This is a genomic window from Duganella sp. CF402 (genome assembly GCF_900109645.1).
Classification (GTDB): Bacteria; Pseudomonadota; Gammaproteobacteria; order Burkholderiales; family Burkholderiaceae_D; genus Rugamonas.
In genome coordinates, this window is record NZ_FOBG01000001.1 from 1,243,620 (window position 1) to 1,261,452 (window position 17,833).

Annotated in this window: 17 protein-coding genes; 9 read left to right on the top strand and 8 right to left on the bottom strand. The window is 62.8% G+C overall.

All coding sequences use genetic code 11. The features are described from left to right. Window positions 1-57 precede the first annotated feature (57 nt). Complete coding sequence (locus BMZ70_RS05625; protein WP_092271056.1) at window positions 58-819, top strand: sensor histidine kinase; 762 nt, start codon at window positions 58-60, stop codon at window positions 817-819. 27 nt (window positions 820-846) lie between these two features. Then, complete coding sequence (locus tag BMZ70_RS05630; protein ID WP_229205305.1) at window positions 847-1,836, top strand: sensor domain-containing diguanylate cyclase; 990 nt, start codon at window positions 847-849, stop codon at window positions 1,834-1,836. Between the two features lie 4 nt (window positions 1,837-1,840). Here the strand turns inward: BMZ70_RS05630 and BMZ70_RS05635 are convergent, their stop codons facing one another. From BMZ70_RS05635 to BMZ70_RS05645, 3 genes are read right to left on the bottom strand one after another with little or no spacing between them, the layout of a single operon-like run. Beyond that, a complete protein-coding gene (locus BMZ70_RS05635; protein ID WP_092271062.1) occupies window positions 1,841-2,272 on the bottom strand; it encodes a hypothetical protein in 432 nt (143 codons plus the stop codon). A 3-nt stretch (window positions 2,273-2,275) separates the two neighbouring features. Continuing rightward, on the bottom strand, window positions 2,276-2,524 hold the full coding sequence (locus BMZ70_RS05640; RefSeq protein WP_092271065.1) for a hypothetical protein: 249 nt from the start codon (window positions 2,522-2,524) through the stop codon (window positions 2,276-2,278). Next, entirely contained in the window at window positions 2,521-3,297 is a 777-nt protein-coding gene (locus BMZ70_RS05645; protein ID WP_092271068.1) for a DNA/RNA non-specific endonuclease, read from the bottom strand. The genes BMZ70_RS05640 and BMZ70_RS05645 overlap by 4 nt, the downstream gene beginning before the upstream one ends. A 315-nt stretch (window positions 3,298-3,612) precedes the next feature. On the opposite strand from BMZ70_RS05645, the gene BMZ70_RS05650 reads away from it, so the two are divergent. The 4 genes from BMZ70_RS05650 to BMZ70_RS05665 all read left to right on the top strand — a co-directional run bounded on the left by BMZ70_RS05650 (window position 3,613) and on the right by BMZ70_RS05665 (window position 9,667). Beyond that, the gene (locus BMZ70_RS05650; protein WP_130300896.1) at window positions 3,613-4,107 is read left to right on the top strand and encodes a hypothetical protein; all 495 of its coding nucleotides are present in this window, start codon (window positions 3,613-3,615) and stop codon (window positions 4,105-4,107) included. Between the two features lie 12 nt (window positions 4,108-4,119). Further along, complete coding sequence (locus BMZ70_RS05655; protein ID WP_092271073.1) at window positions 4,120-6,417, top strand: hypothetical protein; 2,298 nt, start codon at window positions 4,120-4,122, stop codon at window positions 6,415-6,417. Further along, entirely contained in the window at window positions 6,414-7,793 is a 1,380-nt protein-coding gene (locus BMZ70_RS05660) for a hypothetical protein (RefSeq protein ID WP_092271076.1), read from the top strand. Before BMZ70_RS05655 ends, BMZ70_RS05660 begins: the two co-directional genes overlap by 4 nt. 278 nt (window positions 7,794-8,071) lie before the next feature. Then, window positions 8,072-9,667, top strand: coding sequence for a methyl-accepting chemotaxis protein (locus tag BMZ70_RS05665; RefSeq protein ID WP_092271077.1), 1,596 nt, complete (start codon window positions 8,072-8,074; stop codon window positions 9,665-9,667). Here BMZ70_RS05665 and BMZ70_RS05670 read toward each other — a convergent pair. Continuing rightward, window positions 9,621-10,802, bottom strand: a complete 1,182-nt coding sequence (locus BMZ70_RS05670; RefSeq protein WP_092271080.1) for a glycosyltransferase — start codon at window positions 10,800-10,802, stop codon at window positions 9,621-9,623. The genes BMZ70_RS05665 and BMZ70_RS05670 overlap by 47 nt on opposite strands. Then, window positions 10,799-11,443 carry an HAD family hydrolase gene (locus BMZ70_RS05675; RefSeq protein WP_092271083.1) on the bottom strand — a complete coding sequence of 215 codons (645 nt, stop codon included), beginning with the start codon at window positions 11,441-11,443 and terminating at the stop codon, window positions 10,799-10,801. Before BMZ70_RS05675 ends, BMZ70_RS05670 begins: the two co-directional genes overlap by 4 nt. A 127-nt stretch (window positions 11,444-11,570) precedes the next feature. Here BMZ70_RS05675 and BMZ70_RS05680 point away from each other — a divergent pair, with 127 nt between their 5' ends. Continuing rightward, window positions 11,571-13,517, top strand: coding sequence for a diguanylate cyclase domain-containing protein (locus BMZ70_RS05680; RefSeq protein WP_229205453.1), 1,947 nt, complete (start codon window positions 11,571-11,573; stop codon window positions 13,515-13,517). A gap of 8 nt (window positions 13,518-13,525) precedes the next feature. Here BMZ70_RS05680 and BMZ70_RS05685 read toward each other — a convergent pair whose 3' ends face one another. After that, window positions 13,526-14,164: an FABP family protein gene (locus tag BMZ70_RS05685; protein ID WP_092271089.1), complete on the bottom strand. Its 639-nt coding sequence runs from the start codon at window positions 14,162-14,164 to the stop codon at window positions 13,526-13,528. A 24-nt stretch (window positions 14,165-14,188) separates the two neighbouring features. After that, complete coding sequence (locus tag BMZ70_RS05690; RefSeq protein ID WP_092271092.1) at window positions 14,189-14,608, bottom strand: ATP-binding protein; 420 nt, start codon at window positions 14,606-14,608, stop codon at window positions 14,189-14,191. A 40-nt stretch (window positions 14,609-14,648) separates the two neighbouring features. On the opposite strand from BMZ70_RS05690, the gene BMZ70_RS05695 reads away from it, so the two are divergent. Both BMZ70_RS05695 and BMZ70_RS05700 read left to right on the top strand, forming a co-directional pair. Next, window positions 14,649-15,089 (top strand): FecR family protein, encoded by a 441-nt coding sequence (locus BMZ70_RS05695; protein ID WP_229205306.1) that lies wholly within the window; start codon window positions 14,649-14,651, stop codon window positions 15,087-15,089. 3 nt (window positions 15,090-15,092) lie between these two features. Then, entirely contained in the window at window positions 15,093-15,683 is a 591-nt protein-coding gene (locus BMZ70_RS05700; RefSeq protein ID WP_092271098.1) for an OmpA family protein, read from the top strand. Window position 15,684: 1 nt separating this feature from the next. On the opposite strand, the gene BMZ70_RS05705 is transcribed toward BMZ70_RS05700, so the two are convergent. Further along, a complete protein-coding gene (locus tag BMZ70_RS05705) occupies window positions 15,685-17,832 on the bottom strand; it encodes a CHASE2 domain-containing protein (protein WP_092271101.1) in 2,148 nt (715 codons plus the stop codon). Between the last annotated feature and the right edge of the window lies 1 nt (window position 17,833).

A 17,833-nucleotide genomic window follows, 5' to 3' on the forward strand; every position in this document is an offset into this window, starting at 1 on the left:
TGCTTCCGAGCGGCAAGCAGGCTAAGGTGGCTTGTGGCCATCACAGGAAGATACACCATGAGATACGCGCCGCCTCTCCTTGAAATCGATATCGTCACCGCCGCCATCGTCGTGCTGCTGGCCGTCGCCGGCGTGCTGCTGTGGCGGCACCAGCGTGTGCAAGCCGCGCAGGCGCTGGACGAAGCGCAACGCCAGATCTGCCGGCTGGCCGCCAGCCAGCACTCGCTGCGCGACGCCGAACGCCGCCGCATCGCGCGCGACCTGCACGACGACCTGGGCCAGCACCTGCTGGCGCTGGGCCTCGACCTCGGCGCGCTGGCGTCCGCCCACCCTGCCCTGCGCCTGCCGCTGGAAGCGCTGCAGGAGCGCGTCGGCCAAGCCACCCGCGCCATGCGCGCCATCGTCCACGACCTGCCGGGCGAAGCGCTGGAATCCGGGCTGGAAGGCGCGGTGCAGCAGCAGATCGCCCAGTTCTCGCGCCTGAGCGGCATACGCTGCCGGCTGGATGCCGAACCGGACGCGTTTGCCGCGCCGGACGGCGGCATCGAGGCGGTGCTGTACCGCGTGCTGCAAGAATCGTTGAGCAACATCGTACGCCATGCGCAGGCCTCGGAAGTGTGCGTCGGCCTGTGCCGGCAGGAGCACAGCCTGAGCCTGACCGTGCGCGACAACGGCGCCGGCCTGCCACAGCCGACCGCGCGGCGCGGACACGGACTGCGCGGCATCGCCCAGCGCGTGAGCGAGGCCGGCGGCCGCTTCGACATCGCCAGCACGCCAGGCGCGGGCACCGCGCTCACCATGTCTTTCCCCATCCAATAACAACGCAGTGACCATATAGGCGGCGCCATGAGCGGAACACAAAAAATCCAGCACCTGATGGAATTCTCCCAGCCGGACCAGCAGCACGGCTTTGCCCTCAAGCTGATGGAATTGCTGGTGATACCCACTTTCGTGATCGACATCCACGGCAAGGTCATCATCTGGAACCTGGCCTGCGAGCGCCTGACCGGCGTGCCGGCCTGGGAAGTGCTGGGTACCTCGGACCACTGGAAGCCGTTCTACCAGGAGCAGCGCCCCACCCTGGCCGACCTCGTGATCGAGGGCCGCAGCGCCGAGCTGCACCGCCTGTACCGCCAGCACGCGCGCCGCAACGACAGCGACAACAACCTGTGCGCGGAAAACTGGTGCGACATGCCGCGCATCGGCCGCCGGCGCTACCTGGCCGCCGACGCCAGCCCCATCTTCGACAACGACGGCAAGCTGGTGGCGGTGGTGGAAACCCTGCGCGACGTCACCGATGAAAAGCGCGCGCAGGTGGCGCTGGAACAGCTGGCCACGCGCGACGGCCTGACCGGCCTGGCCAACCGCCGCTGCTTCGATGATACGCTCAATGCGGAATGGCAGCGCGCCTTGCGCCAACAGCAGCCCTTGTCCCTGCTGATGGTCGATGTCGACAACTTCAAGCAGTACAACGACGCTTACGGCCACCTGGGCGGCGACGAATGCCTGCAGCGCATCGCCACGGCGGTGTCCAGCGAGATGCGCGCCAACGACCTGGTGGCGCGCTACGGCGGCGAGGAATTCGCGGTGATCCTGCCCAACCAGTCTTTGAAAGGCGCTGCCATCGTGGCCGAGCGCATCCGCTGCCGGGTCGAGCAGTTGCGCCTGCCGAATCTGGGCAGCAAGCAGCACGTGGTGACGGTCAGCATCGGCGCCGCCACCGCGCTGGCGGCGCCGGAAAACGACCCGAGCCAGCTGGTGGCCACGGCCGACTCGGCGCTGTACCGCGCCAAGCACATGGGCCGCAACCGCATCAGCCTGCCGGGGGCGGAATAGCGGGTTAAAACGGCAGCGGCGCGCGGTCCGGGGCGATCCAGTCGCGCCGCGCCTCCTTCGAAAACAGCAAGTCCGGGCTCCAGTACTGCATCAGCCAGGCCTTGTCTCCATACGGGCTGCTCAGCAGTGCTTCGCACGCCATGTGCAACGGCGTGCCGGCCGGCTGGCGCGACAGGAAATCGCCCACCGCGCGCAGCGACGCCAGCGTAATCGTGTGGTGGTAGCCGCCGGTGTCGGTGTTGGCAGTGCCGGTGGCCTCGTTGTAGGCGCGGATGATGTCCGGCATCTGCGCCGGCGCATCAATGTCGGGCCGCACCGCCAGCAGCCAGGCCGCTGCGGCCAGATGGGCGGCGTGGGTCCAGGCGGCCTTGGGCAGGCTGCGGTCCAGCAACCCCTGGCCGATGGCGTGAATCTCCTGGTCGGATTGAAAGTGCATGGCTTACTCGAACGGGTTGGCAACGGTGGCGACGGCGGGCGGCGGCAACTGGTCCGGCAGCGTCTGCGCTTCGAGCCTGGCCACCACGTCGGCCAGCAGTTGGTGCAGCGCGCGCGCATCCCGCAGGCCGGCCTTGTCGGCGGTGAGGTCGATATCGCCGCAAATGGTGACGCGGTCGAGCCGGTTCTCGATGCTCAGGCCGCCGATCTGCAGCACGTCGGATTCATTTTTATACGGTACAAACTTTTTCATCCCTTGCTCCCGTCTTTACGTTGGCGCACCTTCGGCATGCGCAGCAGCACCTGCTTCTGCGCCGCCGGCAGCGACGGCAGCAGGTTGATGCCGACCTTGTCTTCCAGCTGGGCGATGCTCAGCATTTCATACTGCGCATCGGCGCGGTTCTCAATGAAAAACGCGGCGCCGGCGCGCTGGCGCGGACTGTACACCAGTTTATACAAGTGGCTCGGCACCAGCACATTACCGATCTTTTGCAGGTTGCCGCCGATGAAGGCCGGACCGGTAATCACATACAGGTCGCCCTCCTTCTGCGCCAGCTTGCGCACCACGCCCTCGATGCCAGCCCAGACGTGGCGGTTATTCTCGGAATCCTGCGGCACCATGTTCGCCAGCGTGAAGCTTTCGTGCTGGGTTTCGCGGTCCGGCATGTCGCCGTTCGGGGCCATATGGCCACGGTCGTAGCCGCTGCGCGCGTAGTCGGCCAGTTCGGCGCGGGCGCGGCTTGGCAGGCGCGGCTCGGGATGGAAGGAATTCTCGCGCGACAGGTTCTTGGCGGCGGCGATGTTTTGCGCGGTCAGGTGTTCGGCCGACCACAGCGGCGTGCGCGTGATGCCGGAGTGCATGACGCCAAATACGCCGTAGCACAGCTCGGTCGTGGCGGCGCTCATTTTGGGGTTGCGGATTTCCGGCAGGCGGCCGTCGACATAATGGGATGGGCATTCGCCCGCCGAGGCCAGGCTGGCCGCCAGCAGCGCAGCGGCGGCCAAGGTGCGATGAAACAGTGACATATCTTCCTAGAAACATTGTGGTCACTGCATTCTAGCGGACGACCGCGCCATCGGCATAGTGTGCATTGAGCTCAAGAATCGTTGTATTTTCAGCAGTAAAGTGCAAAAGTGATAATTAGATAGAATTTTGACAAAACTATGGATGAGAATGTAGGAGTTATCCTACATATCAAGGGGCGGACAATGACTGGAGTTGCGACAAGTATATGGCGGTATCGCTGCGCTTGGCTTTTGTGTTCCATCATCCTCACCGGTTGCTCGGCCTTTAAACCGGCGGAACGTAATTACGCGGCCGCTTTGGCAGGAACGACGGCCTTGGCAATGACACCAAGCGCGGAAGTTGAGCAGGTCTACTATCTCGGCAGTTTCGATCCGCAAGAGCAACTCCCTCCGGCCATCTACCGCATCAGGGTACGCGGCCAATCAAGCATCCTGAATTCGACACGATTCGCGTCCGGCTGGGTGCCGGCGGAAATTGTCGACTCGCTCAACCGCAACATCACGGTGGACGCCCGTACCGGCGACGTCACCACCAGCGAGAAAGAGCCAAAGTCGACCCTGAGCGATACCGGGCGCGGCCTGGTGCTGTTTGGGCCGGAAGGTTTTCGGGAAGCGCCGCGTGGACATCGGCTGGTGATTCTGATGGGCTCCAATCCTGAAGTGGTCGAGCAGGCATTCTCGTCCGCATTGGGCTCGATCGCGCAGATTAAGTTTGGCGAATCGGGCGGCGAGCTCGATCGCAAACTGTTTTCCCAGCTGACCGCGCTGCATGCCGACAAAGAGCGCCTCAAAGCCGTGACCAATCCTTGACCGGGAGTTTCCATGACTTCGCCACTAAGCCGGACGCGGCAATGCGTCCTCGCGGCCCTGTTCGCCGCTGCGCTCTCAGGTTGTGCCGCCTTGCATGTAGACGTCGACGTCTACAAAGGGCCGCTCATCAACAACGAAGATGTACAGCATCAGCAAATGCTGTCGATGGCGCTATCGGCCAAAGTCTTGATGACAACCATGCGCGACCAGTTTTTGAGCAAGGCCGGCACGGCGAACACGATAACGAATCTCAATGCAGCGACGAACTGCAAGCGAAATGCATTCGACCGCAAAGCCTTGCTCGAAGTCGAGATCCGGCAGGCAGAAGATGCCTATCACTATCACAAATTGGCAGTCCAGCTGAATGATCTGCTTAGCCTGTACGACGATGCTCTCCCAGTTCAGAACCCTCCTCGTGTCGGCCCAAGCCTATGCCCGCTGGTTCAGGACGTGGACGGCACGGTGTTCAAGGGAAGAAACAAGCAAGGCATCGACAGCTTGGCCGACAATTTGGTGACGGAGTCCAAAAAGCATCGGCTGGAATCCGGTCCTGAAACAAAGAGTGAGGAAGCGGTCAAAAAGGACGTGGAAACCGCGCTGGTCGATATTGCAACCCGCATGCAATTCCTTGCAACAAATCGATGGATTTCTGATGGTTACAAAAAGTCCGATGTACAAAAGGAAGATCAGCTTGAGCAGGAATTCAGCGAGGACAGGACGCGTACGCTGCTGGAAGCGATAGGTAATTCAATTCTCATTTTTGCCGATGACATTCAGCGCCGGCGGAACTTCGATGGCGCCTCAAAGAAAGCTGCCCGGGCTGAAACCGCAGCAGCCAGCACAGCAAATGCGAATTCCACCAGCAACACAAAGCGCAGTGACGACAACAACGAGAGAATAAAAGATGTAATGGATCAAGTCATCGCCACGCTCAAATACAAGTATCTTGCAGCGCTGGAGAAGGGAGACGGCTCTGCCGAGAAGCTGCGTACAGCTCTGGTTGCCGCGCGCAAGGAGCGCGCCAGCATGATTTACATCCGCCCGAGCAGCACCTACCTGCGCTCCGTGTTCACCGCTATTTTCGCTCAACCAGATCCGACATTCGACGACGATCACAATCTTCTCAACAACCGCTTGAAGGCAACCGCCAAGTTCATGACCGGAGGCGGCGATGATGGACGCGACAAAGGCCTGAAGAAAATCCGGGATGGCTTGGACAAGGCTTACTGGCAGAACATCAATACCGTCAAGGTCAGTGCTGCAAGCGGTTCCAACTTCGCGATCGCCAAGGACGATGTCGGCAACTGGTATGTCAAGTCAATGGGCCAGGACCCCAGCGCGATGGTGAAAGCCGCCAAGAATCTGGCACTGTATAACTTCGGCGGAAAATTCAATACCAATATGCTACGGGTCAATCAGCTCCAGGATCGGATTGACGATGAGAAGCTGTCGGATACAGAGCGAGACCGGGCGGCAAAAGAATTGAAAGGCATCACCGGTGGCAGCAGCGGTCCGGCCGTCGCCGCACATGGCCAGACCATGACGCTGTTCACGCAGAACTACGAGAAGCAAAGCGAAGCCCAGCGCCAGAAGATCGAGTCTATCCTTAGCAAGGACGACTTGGCAACCGAGCTGCGCGCACGCTGGACCGTCACCATGCGCGACTCGCCCACCGCAGCCCACCTGAGCGCACTCAATGGCCTGCTCGATAGCGCGCAGACCAAGCAGCTGGCACTGGATGCGAAAAACAAGATCGCCTTGCCCGCAAAAGGAAGCAGCGCCGATGCGCCCGCCAGCATCCTGAACACACTGGAAGTCCTCGCGCAGTACAACGCCAACATCAAGGCCGCCATAGGCGCCAGCGCTGAGCTCACCAGCCCACAAAAGGACACATCGACCACTAACGACGGCCAGCTTGCAAAATCCGAAACAGCGCTCACCGCAAGTCTGAAAAAGCTCAAGGAACTCGAAGATGAGCTGATCGCGGCCGAAAAAGCCTTTGATGAGCTGGCGTCCGAAACGAATACAACACGCCTCGCCAACGCCAAACGCAATTATCAGAACGGGCGAACGACAGTCCAGAACGACACCACTGCGCTGGCCGATGCAAGAACCGCCGCGATCACAGCCAAAGCGGCGTTAAGCGAGGCCATCGCCCGCCAGCAAAGCGCCATTTCCGATACCGATGCCATTATTGGAAAGTTCGCGCGTGCAGCAGCGGCTCAACGTATTCGCGCCATCGAGGAAATGGAAACCGCGATCAACGTCATTGGCCAAAGCGCAGGCGGCGTATCGACAGGGGCACCATGAAAATCCGCGTTTACGGCGTCGGCGTTATCGCTCTGCTTGCGGTTACAGCGCAAGCACAAACACTGACCGAACATAGCTTGGGCAGTGTCAAAGTAAGCGGCACTGCCAACGGCCCTCGCCTGTTTTCCCCGGAAGGTAACGACATGGCGATTCGTGAGAGGGTGGGCGAAAAGCTGCGCTACGTCACGCTATCGGGGCCAGGCGAGCTTTTTGACGAACTGGGTCCCAGCGCTGGCTGGGTAAAGGGCCGTCTTGTCTATTACGGCCGCATCGGCAAGCACCACTACCTGATCGACGGCAATTCCAAGCTGGCGCTGCCGGGAAAGCCAACCTCGCCCAACGGATCCGCACGCCCTTGGGTATCGGCTGATCGGCAGCATTATGCCGCCTTCAGCAGCGATGGCCGCGAAGTGAGCTGGTATCAGGATGGCAAAAAGAAATCGCAGAAATTCAAACGCCTGGGACTGGTTCAGATTCCCGGTGCCCCCGGTACGCCCGCCTTTGTTGCCTATAAAAATTGCAGCATCCTGGTGGCCGGCTTTCCGGTCATCGCTAACGAGGAATGGGACATGATCCACTCCATCAAAGCGAACGCCACTGGCAACGAAGTTCTTGTGCATGGGGAGAAAGCCAATCTCTCCTACCTCAACAAAAACGGCAAGACCATTCTTCAAGCGCCAATCAGGGATGTGTTTGCAGGCGACGATCTGGCTACCTGGTATGCAACGGTTGATCGACCGGTGGAGGGGCAGCCCTCCATGACGCTCATTAAGAACGGTCTGGCAATTTCAACTGCGGACGTCGATTTTACACGCCAGGTTTTTTATTCATCCGCCAATGCGCAAGCGTGGGCATGGCACATTTTTGATGAGGATTACATTGGGGTTACCGTTCGCTATTCGAATGGCACCCAAATTCATTCTGCCAAAACGCCCAGTGGTTTCGTCTTCTCGCATGACGGATCGCGGCATGCCTACTTCCTCGCTGGTGATGATGCGGAACACATTCGGCTAGTCATTGATGACCAGCCCCCGGAAATTATCGCTGGCGGCGTGCTCTCTGGTTCATTTGTGTTCGGCCCTGTTGGGGCGTACGGATATGTGGTGCGGAAGGATGGCAAGGACACTGTCATCACTCACCGTGGGGCTGGTCCGCAGTTTGATGCGATTAGCGCCATCTTGTTTCTACCTGACGGTACACCCGCCTACGCGGCCAGCAGCAGTGATGGCAATTTCATCGTCGTGGGAGAGAAGGTAGTGAAGACAGCGGTCGACAATTTGCACTTCACGTCTTCCCTGCGCCTTGCCGGTTCAGCGATAGAAGTCATGGGAACTCGCGGCACTGAGGTCGTTGCAATCTCGGTGAGGAACAACTAGGCAAATTCGCCCTCGCTGCCCAAGCGAGGTATATACAAAAAGGGCCGGCGTCTTGCGAACGCCGGCCCTCTCAAACATCCAGCCCTACCAGAGGCAATGTTTTTATTTCTAATGCGACAACACTGATTGTCATTATACATCGGCGCTGTTGCTTTATCCACTCAAATGTCCATATTGTTAAGCAATATTGCTAGCTATACATTAATTTTTCACGTTACACTTAGCATTCCCACAGGCAACTACTATCTCTTAAAAACAACCATTACAAAAGACGATTCATGAACATTGCAAACCTGAAGATCGGCCATCGGCTGACCATCGCATTTTCGCTGACGACGCTGCTGCTGGCCATCGTCGTCGTGGTGGGCGCGCTCGGATTGAACGTGACCAGCAAAGAGGTCAACCTCACTATCAGCGACCGCTACATGAAGATCGGCCTGCTCAACCAGGTCAAGGAGGACGTCGCCCTGCAAGCACGAACCCTGCGTGACCTGCTGCTGCTCGACGCCAGCGAAACTGGCGCGGCGTTGGCATCCGTGGCTGAGCGCAGCAAGGAGATACGCGCCATGCTCGACCAGTTGGGCAGCCTGCTGAAATCGCCGCAGGGACTGGCGCTGTTCAAGGAGATGAGCGATGCGCGCGCCGTGTACTCGCCGCTGCGCGACCAGATGGTGGCTGCCGTCAAGGATGGCGACAAGGAAGCCGCCCGTGTGCTGCTGCTGGAAAAAGTGCGTCCGGCGCAAGCCGCTTACGTGGCGTCGCTCGACAAGCTGGTCGCCTTCCAGGTGCAGCTGATGAAGGATTCCGGCGCGCAGGCCGAGCAGACCGCGCGCAATGCCAGCATCCTGATGATCGTGCTCGGCGTGGCCGGCGCCGGCCTCGGAGTGTTCGCCGGCTGGTACGTGACCGGCACTATCGTGCGCCCGATTCGCTATGCCGTGCGGGTGGCGCGCACCGTGGCCGATGGCGACCTCAGTTCCGAAATCCAGGTCCGCACCCGCGATGAAATCGGCCAGCTGTCGGCCGCGCTGAAGGACATGAATGCCAGTCTGATTTCGATCGTCTCCGAAGTCCGCAAGGGCACGGATTCGATCGGCACCGCCTCGCAGGAAATCGCTGCCGGCAACCTGGACCTGTCCGAGCGCACCGAACGCCAGGCTGGCTCGCTGGAAGAAACCGCGTCCTCGATGGAGCAGTTGACCTCCACCGTGAAGCAAAACGCGGTCAACGCCAACCAGGCCAACCAATTGGCCCGCTCGGCCTCCGACGTGGCGGGCAAAGGCGGCGAAGTGGTGGCGCAGGTGGTCGACACGATGGCCTCGATTAACGCCTCGGCGCGCAAGATCGTCGACATTATTTCGGTCATCGACGGCATCGCCTTCCAGACCAATATCCTGGCGCTGAATGCGGCGGTGGAGGCGGCGCGCGCCGGTGAACAGGGGCGCGGTTTCGCGGTGGTGGCGACCGAGGTGCGCAACCTGGCGCAGCGCTCGGCCGCAGCGGCCAGGGAGATCAAGGAATTGATCGGCGATTCGGTGGACAAGGTGGACGCGGGCGCGCGGCTGGTAGACCAGGCCGGCGCCACGATGGAGGAAATCGTCGCCAGCGTGCGCCGCGTGACCGATATCATGAGCGACATCGCCGCAGCCAGCCAGGAGCAGTTGTCCGGCATTGAGCATATCAACGGCGCCATCACCGAGATGGATCAGACCACGCAGCAGAATGCCTCGCTGGTGGAACAGGCGTCGGCCGCCGCCATCACCATGCAGGAGCAGGCTTCCAACCTCGTTGGCGCGGTCAGCGTGTTCAAACTGACCGGCCGTGGCGTCAGGTCAGCAGAGATTCCAGCTGGCGCGCTAGTTCTTCGTTCATAAGCTGCTGATCAAATCCGCTGTGGCGCGCGGCGAATGCCTGCGCCGCAGTGCGATAAGCCGGATCGGTGAGCAAACCGCGTATCATAGCGCGCCAGTCGGATTCGGGCGTCAGCAAAGCCGCGTTGTAGCCGGCGCCGGACATGGCGACACGGCGCGCGCTTAAAAACTGCTCGGTGTGTGACGGCAGCATCAGTAGCGGCACGCCGGCCAGCAGCGATTGCGCCAGCGTCGCCTCGCCGGCGTGGCAGACACAAAGATCGGCCTGCGCCAAAGCCTGCGACAGCGATACCGGTGCTTCGGCGTACAGTACGTTGTCGCTGACCAGCGGCGGCGGTCCGCCAGCAGCCACTTCCGGTACGTAGGCCAGTACGCGGCAGCCCTCTTCCACCAACGCTTTCAGCACCACGCCATGCGCCGCGTGGGACGCCTTCAAATAGGCGAACACCTTGCGGCCATCACCCTCAGGCCAGTGCGGAGCGATGCCGCCGTGTGCCACGAAGCTGGGGCCGAGCCATTGCGCCTCGCCGCGCTCTTCGTATGGATCGAGTTCCGGCCAGGTGCACAGCAAAGGCAGATCGCCCGTGAACACATCGGCCGCATGCGCAAATGGCTGCGCACCATACTCCGCCAGCACCGCGTTGGCCGTCGCCAGCATGCGCGCTTCGGAGGCCGCCAGCCGTTCCACAGGCGCAGGCTGGAACGCCGGCAGCGCACGGCCTGGCGGCGGACTGCTAAAACCGCTGCTGACCGAGGCGCTACGCAAGCCCATGCTGCGCGCCGCCAGCAACGCGGTGGGCGCATAATCGCCGACCACCAGATCCGGCTGCAGCAACGCGAACAGGTCGCGCCAGCCGGACACCATGCCGCGCAACGCGGACGCTTGCAGATAGCCGCAATGGAAAGCGATTTCCGCCAGGCTGGCGGACGGCGGCAGTCCCTGCGCCTTGTGCAGCCACACAGGCGCCTGCAATTTGTGGACATCCAGATCGGCAAGCACGGCATGCGTGTGCATCAGATCGCGCAGGCTGATGGTCACGCGATGGCCGTGCGCCAGCAACGCCTGCGCCAGCATCTTCAGGCGGCCCGCATGTCCAAGGCCACCGCCCAATTCCCAGCACAAGTGGATATGGCTCATAGCAGCGCCTCCACTTCCGCCTGCACCTGCGCCATCGTATCGACCACGCGCCACGCGCCGGGAAAATCGTAATGCCGCGTCAGCGCATTGCGCAGGATGATGCAACGGATGCCGGCCGCCGTCGCCGCCTGCAGGCCGCGCGGCGAATCCTCGATCACCAGCGCTTCGTCGGCGCCCACGCCCATGCGCTCGAGTCCAAGCAGGTAGGGCTCTGGCGACGGTTTGCTGTGGGTGTAGGATTCATGCGTGAGCACGAACTCGAAGTGGCGCAACAAATCCAGCCGCTGGTGGATGATTTCGAAATGATCGGCGTTGGAGCTGGTGACCACGCCCATGCGCACACGCGGCGACAAAGCGGCCAGCGTGCCGGCCACACCGTCGATGGCCGGGATATGCTCGGACGCCAGCCGCGCCGCATAACGGCGGTTGCGCACCGACCGCAGTGCCTCGGCCTGCTCTTCGGACAAACGTGGATCCAGCAAATGCCACGCGCCGCAGTTATCGGCCAGATACCAGTCGAAAAAGTGCTGCGCGCTGAGTTCCAGCCCCAATGGCTGGAACAGCTCCCGGTTAGCTTCGTAAAACAGTTGTTCCGTATCGACCAGAACACCGTCGTTATCCCACAAAATCGCCCGCAGCATCGTCTGTTTTCCGCATAAAGACTGAATTGTACCCGCTCGCGGCTTGTGACATACTCGGCACATGCCCGTCTTTTCCAAGCTACCGAGCAGCCTTAAATTCCGCATGACCGGAGTGGTGGTCTTGCTCGTGTTGAGCGCCACACTGATCGTCACGCTCATGGCCCTGCTGCTGGCGGAACGCGACATGCGCAGCGTGATCGGCAACCAGCAGTTTTCCCTGCTCACCTCCATCGCCGCTCAAGTCGATGCGCAGATGGAGTCGCGCAAAGTGCTGCTGGCCAGCCTGGCCGACACCATCCCGCAGGCCGCCGCGCAGGATCCCGCTGCCATGCAGGCCTTCATCGACCGTCATCCTGTGGCGCGCCGGCAGTTCCTGAATCTGCACATCTTCAACCGCCAGGGCGTGCTGCTGCACACCGACGGCGACCACACTTCCGTCACGCGCCACATGCCGCCGCCGGCCCGCGATTTCCTCGATCGCGCAATGGCGGCCGGCAAACCGGTGGTGTCGCTGCCCTACAAAAGCGAGATCACCGGCCTGCCCTCGATCATGATCCTGCATCCGGTGCGCGACGCGCAGGGCCAGGTGGCCATGCTGTTGGGAGGCAGCATAGACCTGAGCAACTCCAACTTCCTTGAGCAAATCGCCCAGCAAAAACCGGGCGAGACCGGCTATCTGTTCATCATGACGCGCGCAGGCATCCTGGTGCATCACCCGGACCGCAAGCGGCTGCTGGCGCACATCAACGCCCGTCCCGGCTACAACCGCGCCACCGAAATGGCGCTCGATGGTTTCCAGGGCTGGGTCGAGGCGGCCAACAAGGATGGCAGCGACGGCATCTACTCATACAAGCACCTGGCTTCGACCGGCTGGATTATCGGCGCCCGCTTCCCGGTCGACGAAGCCTTCGCACCGATGATCGCCATGCGCCAGCACGCCATGCTGGCCGCCGCCGCATTCGCCGCCGTCGCCGGGCTGGTGGCGTGGCTGGCGATACGTTCGCTGCTCGCCCCCTTGGGCAGGCTGCAGCGGCACATCGCCAACATCCGCAGCGGCAGCGCCGACATCAGCGTGCTGCAACGTCGGCGCGGCGATGAAATCGGCGAGCTGGGCGCCGCCTTCCACGACTTGATGGCCGAGCGTGAAGCGGCGCAAAGCGCGATCCGCGACAGCGAATCCCTGATCAGCAATATCCTCGAACGCGCGCCCGATGCATTCGTCAGCTGCGAAAACACCGGCGTGGTCACCAAGTGGAATGCTGCCGCCGAGCGGGTATTCGGCTGGAGCAGCGAGGAAGCCATCGGGCGCGATATCGCCGAACTGATTATCCCGCCCGCGCAGCGCGCCGCCCACCGCGCCGGCATGGCCCGTTTCGCCGACGGCATCCCCGGCCCGTTCGTCAACAACCGCGTACGCGTGACGGCGCTGCACCGCGATGGCCACGAGATTCCGGTGGAGCTGTCGATCGGCGCGCTGCGCCACGACGGCGCCTACTACGCCACCGCCTTCCTGCACGACGTGACGGAACGGGTGCAGTACGAGCAGCAGATCGCCGCCAGCGAGGCGCGCTTCAAGCAACTGGCGCGCATCGATACGCTGACCGGCATCGCCAACCGGCTGGTGTTCGAGGAAGTGCTGCAACAGGCCATCCTGCGCGCGCGGCGCAACCGCAAGGCGCTGGCGCTGGCCTATCTGGATATCGACTACTTCAAGGAGATTAACGACACGCTGGGACACGGCGCCGGCGACATCGTGCTGAAGGAGTTCGCCAGCCGCCTGGTGGCCAGCGTGCGCGCCTCGGACACCGTGGCGCGGCTGGCCGGCGACGAATTCGTGATCGTTTTCGAACAGGTGGCCAACGCCGACGAAGCTGCGCGTCTCGCGGCAAAGATCGTGACTGCGGTGCGCAGCCCGTTCCCGCTGGAAGACGCGCCGCGCAAGGTCACTACCAGCATGGGCGTAGCCCTGCATGAAGGAGACGATGAAACCTGCGCGGAACTGATCGCCCGCGCAGATAGCGCCTTGTACGCGGCCAAGCGCAATGGCCGCGACGGTTTCGTGGTCGGGGACTAAGCCGGTAGTTAAGCCGGCACGCCGCTGTGCAGCGGATTCGGCACCGGATCGGCCACGCGGTGCAGCAGGTTGCGGTCCACGTGGTGGAATTCCTCCTCGCCGCGCAGCAGCATCACGGTGTCTTCCTCGTAGCCCCAGGTGCCGTCGTCATTGATGGTGACCTTGATGCGGTACTCGATGGTCTTGAAGCCGTATTCCAGGAACGGATTGGAACGGATGCCGTAGGTATCAGAATCCAGCCGCGCGACCAGTTCGAACTCCTTCGCGTCCGGTTCCACCACGGCGGACGCCATCGCGATCTGGCCACGCGGGATGCCCAGCGTCTGGATCACGGTCTTGGTCTTCGGCTCCCACAGCCAGTAGCCCACCTGCTCGTGGTAAGTCTTGACGTTATCCGGCTTGTTCACGATGATCAGGTAGCGCAGGCCGTAGAACAGCTGCGGGCCATTGGTCACCGGATCGATCGGATACAGTTCGATACGTTCGACGTAGGCTTGCTTGCGCGCGCCATCCGCCTTCGGCTTGATATCCAGCCCACGCTCGCCCTTGAAGATGCCGGCCATTGGCGCCAGCGGGCCAAGGTTGGCCAGCGTGTTGACATCGATTGGATGCGGCTCGGTGTAGATATCGGTGGAAAACTCGGTCATGCGAAATCCTGATGAATGAAAACGCTATTGTAAAGCGATCTCGATCCGGTTGCGTCCCTCGCTATAGGTATAAGCCACGGCGCCGCCCAACTGGCGGATCAGCAGCAGGCCGACGCCGCCGACGATCAATTCTTCCGGCGGCAGCGTCGGATCGGGCGGCGGCGGCCCTTCGGTCAGGGGATTAAACGGCGGCGCGGCGTCTTCATAGCACAACACCTGGCCGCGCACGCCGACCCACACGTCATGCGCGCTGTCGCCGCCGTAGCCATGCAGGATGCTGTTGCGCAGCAGCTCTTCGAGGATTAATTCGGCGCGCGCGACCGCGCCCGGCGCAAGGCCGGACTGCGTCAGCGCCATAGCGGCAAACGCCATCGCGCCGGGGACCGCATCCAGCCGTGCCGGAAAACGCAGCAGATGCGCGATACCGGTTTCTTTTTCGTCCATTCGAGCATATTATCGGAATGCTTACGTTAGGAGAAGAACCGTGAAAACAATAATAATGATGCTGGCAAGCTGCATGGCGCTGCTGGCACACGCCGCCGACATCCCGGCCGGCATGATCAAAACCGCCAAAGGCAACGCCGCCATTGAGCGCGAGGGAAAAAAATCCCCGGCGCAGGCGGGAGCCGCGTTGATGGCCAGCGACCGCGTGGTAACCGGCGCCGATGGCAGCGTCGGCATCACGCTGCGCGACGAAACCCTGCTGGCTGTAGGCCCGAACAGCAATGTGTGGCTCGAAAAATACGCCTTCGACCCAACCTCGCACGAAGGCACCCTGAACGCCACGGTCAAGAAAGGCACGCTGGGCGTCATCTCCGGCAAGCTGTCCAAGCAATCGCCCGGCGCGGTGCAGTTCCGCACCCCGACCTCTATCCTGGGCGTGCGCGGGACCGAGTTTGTGATCGACGTCAAGGACGGGGACTAAGCTATGGCCCTGCTGATCTGGGCCGTGTGCCTGCTCGCCGCTGTCTCGCAACTGCAACGCGGCCCGACCGAACAAATCACCTTGCTGCCCAATCAGGACGGCAAACCGAGCGCCGTGATCATCACCACCGCCGGCAAGGACACGGTGCTGGACAAGCCGTATCAAACCGCCGCCGTCGATAGCCGTGGCGCGGTTGCCACAACCAGCGACAGCGCCGAGATCAAGAGCCGTTACGGCGCCCTGATCGACACGCTGCCGCAGCGCGCGGCCGTGTTCATCGTCTACTTCGTCACGGACACCGACAACCTGACGCCGGAATCGGCGGCGCAGCTGGCGCAGATCAAGCAGCAACTGGCCTCGCGCCCGGCGCCGGAGATTATCGTGATCGGCCACACCGACACCGTCGCCAAGCGTGAATACAACGATGCGCTATCGCTGCGCCGCGCCGAAACCGTCAAGCGTATTCTGGTGGAAGCCGGCATTGCGGCCGACCAGATCGCGGTGCAGGCGCGCGGCGAGCGTGAGCTGTTGATCCAGACGGCGGACGGCGTCGACGAACCGCGCAACCGGCGGGTCGAGATCCGCGTACGTTAATTTAATTGGCGGCGGCCTGCGGGCCGTTCCAGCGCAGCACCAGCAGCGTCAAATCGTCCGATGCTTCCGCGCCGTCCACGTGACGGCGCACATCATCCCGCACCGCTTGCACCACGGCCGCCGGTGCGGTCGTGGCCACTCCCGCCAGCAGGCTGTTTAGCCGCTCGTTCCCGTACAGCTCCCCTGCCTTGTTCATCGCCTCGCTGATGCCGTCGGTGGTCAGGCACAGGCTTTCGCCGGGCTGCAGCTGGTACTGCTGGACCGGATATTCGAAGTCGTCGATCACGCACAGCGGCGGGCCGTCCGCCGGTTGCAGCAGTTCGATGCCGCCATCGGCCGTGATGCGTCGCGGCGCGTCGTGGCCGGCGTTGCACAGGTAAACCTGGCCGTTGGCCGCGTCCAGAATGCCGGCCACGCTGGTCACGAACAGCATCTCGGGATTCTCGCGTACCAGCTCGCGGTTGGCGCTGTTCATGATCCGGCCCATGTCGCCTTCGCCGCGCAAGGCGATGCTGCGAGACAGCGCCTTGGCCACCACCATGAACAGGCTGGCCGGCAGGCCTTTGCCCGACACGTCGCCGACCATGAAGAATACGCGGTCGTCATCGAGCTTGAAGAAATCATATAAATCGCCGCCGACTTCCTTGGCCGGCTCCAGCAGCGCATCCAACTCGAAACGGCGCTCGCCGGGGAAGGAGGTGGCGGCCTGCGGCAGGGACGCCATCTGGATCCGGCGCGCGGCGTTGAGTTCACCGGCGGTGCGCGCGGCGGATTCACGTGCGGCTTGCAGCGCGCGTTCGGAGTGCTTGCGGTCGCGCACTGCGGCGGCCAGCATGCTGGTCAACAGGCTGAGACAGATGGCGGTGTAGCCCAGCGCCACGCCGGCCGCGTCGAACAACAAGCCGGCGCGCGCGAACAGCAAGGCGCCGGCGCCGAACAAGGAGACGCCCAGCATAAGGGCCATCGGCACGCCTGCGCGCAGGCGAAGACGGGGCAGCAGCCAGATGGTGAGCAAGCCGAAGGCGGCGAAAACTGCCACTTCGGTCCAGCGCATCCACTGCGGGCGCCGCAGGAAGGAACCGTCGAAGAAGCTTTCGATCATTTGCGCGTGTGTGTCCACGCCGGGCAGCAGGTCGCCGCGCGCGTTGGTCTTGTAGTCGCTAAGGCCAAGGCCCGTCATGGCGACGATGACGATTTTGTCTTGCAGCGCGGCCGGATCGATGCGGCCGCGCATGACATCGAGCGCAGAGACGTAGCGGTCCAGCGCGGGGGCAGAGAAATTGACCCACACCGCGCCGTCGGGCAGTGTCGGCACGCGCAGGTCGCCGACCGAGACCGCGTGCACGCCATTGGCGTCGGCCTCGATCTCGATGGCTTGGGTGCCGGTGGCCACGCGCAGCAGTTCCATCGACAGCGACGGCACCAGCATGTCGCCAACCGCGCCGACCAACGGCGCGCGGCGCACGATGCCTTTTTCCAGATTCGCCGACAACAAGCCCTGCCCGCGCGCCGCAGCCTGCAGCATCGGAAGACTGGACATCGCCTGCGGGAAGCGCATCACCGGCAAATGCGCAGCGTCCGGCGCGGTCTGTCCGCGCGCGCCATCGCCGGCCGCCCGCACGCGCATCGGCCATACGCGCAAGGCATCGCTGGTCCCTGCCTCCGCGTGCATGAAACCTGCCGTGCCAAGCACGATCGGCGCGCGCCGCATCTGCGCGGCGAGCAGCGCATCGTGAGATGGCAACTGCGCCAACTCATCATGCAGACGCCCTTCCGGCAGGCGCGCCGCCAGCGCCTCGGGCGAGGTGTTATCCGGTTCCGGCATCAGGATATCGAGCCCAATCGCCAGCGGCCGCTGCGCCGCAATCTGCTCCAGCAACTCCTTGAACAAGGTGCGCGGCCAAGGCCACTGGCCATACTCGCTCAGCGCCGCTTCATCGATATTGACAATATGGACCGGGCCGGAAAGCCGCTCGCGCGGCAAATACGTTTGATAAGCGTCGAACAGCGCGAGGCGTAACGCAGGCAGCGTGCCATCGCCGCCACGCGCCAGCAGCAGGGCCAGCACCACCGCCAACAGCAAGGCCAGCGGCCTGCCCTGCCCGGCGCGCACGCCGCCCCAGGCGCGAGTTTGCAAACGGCGCAGCATG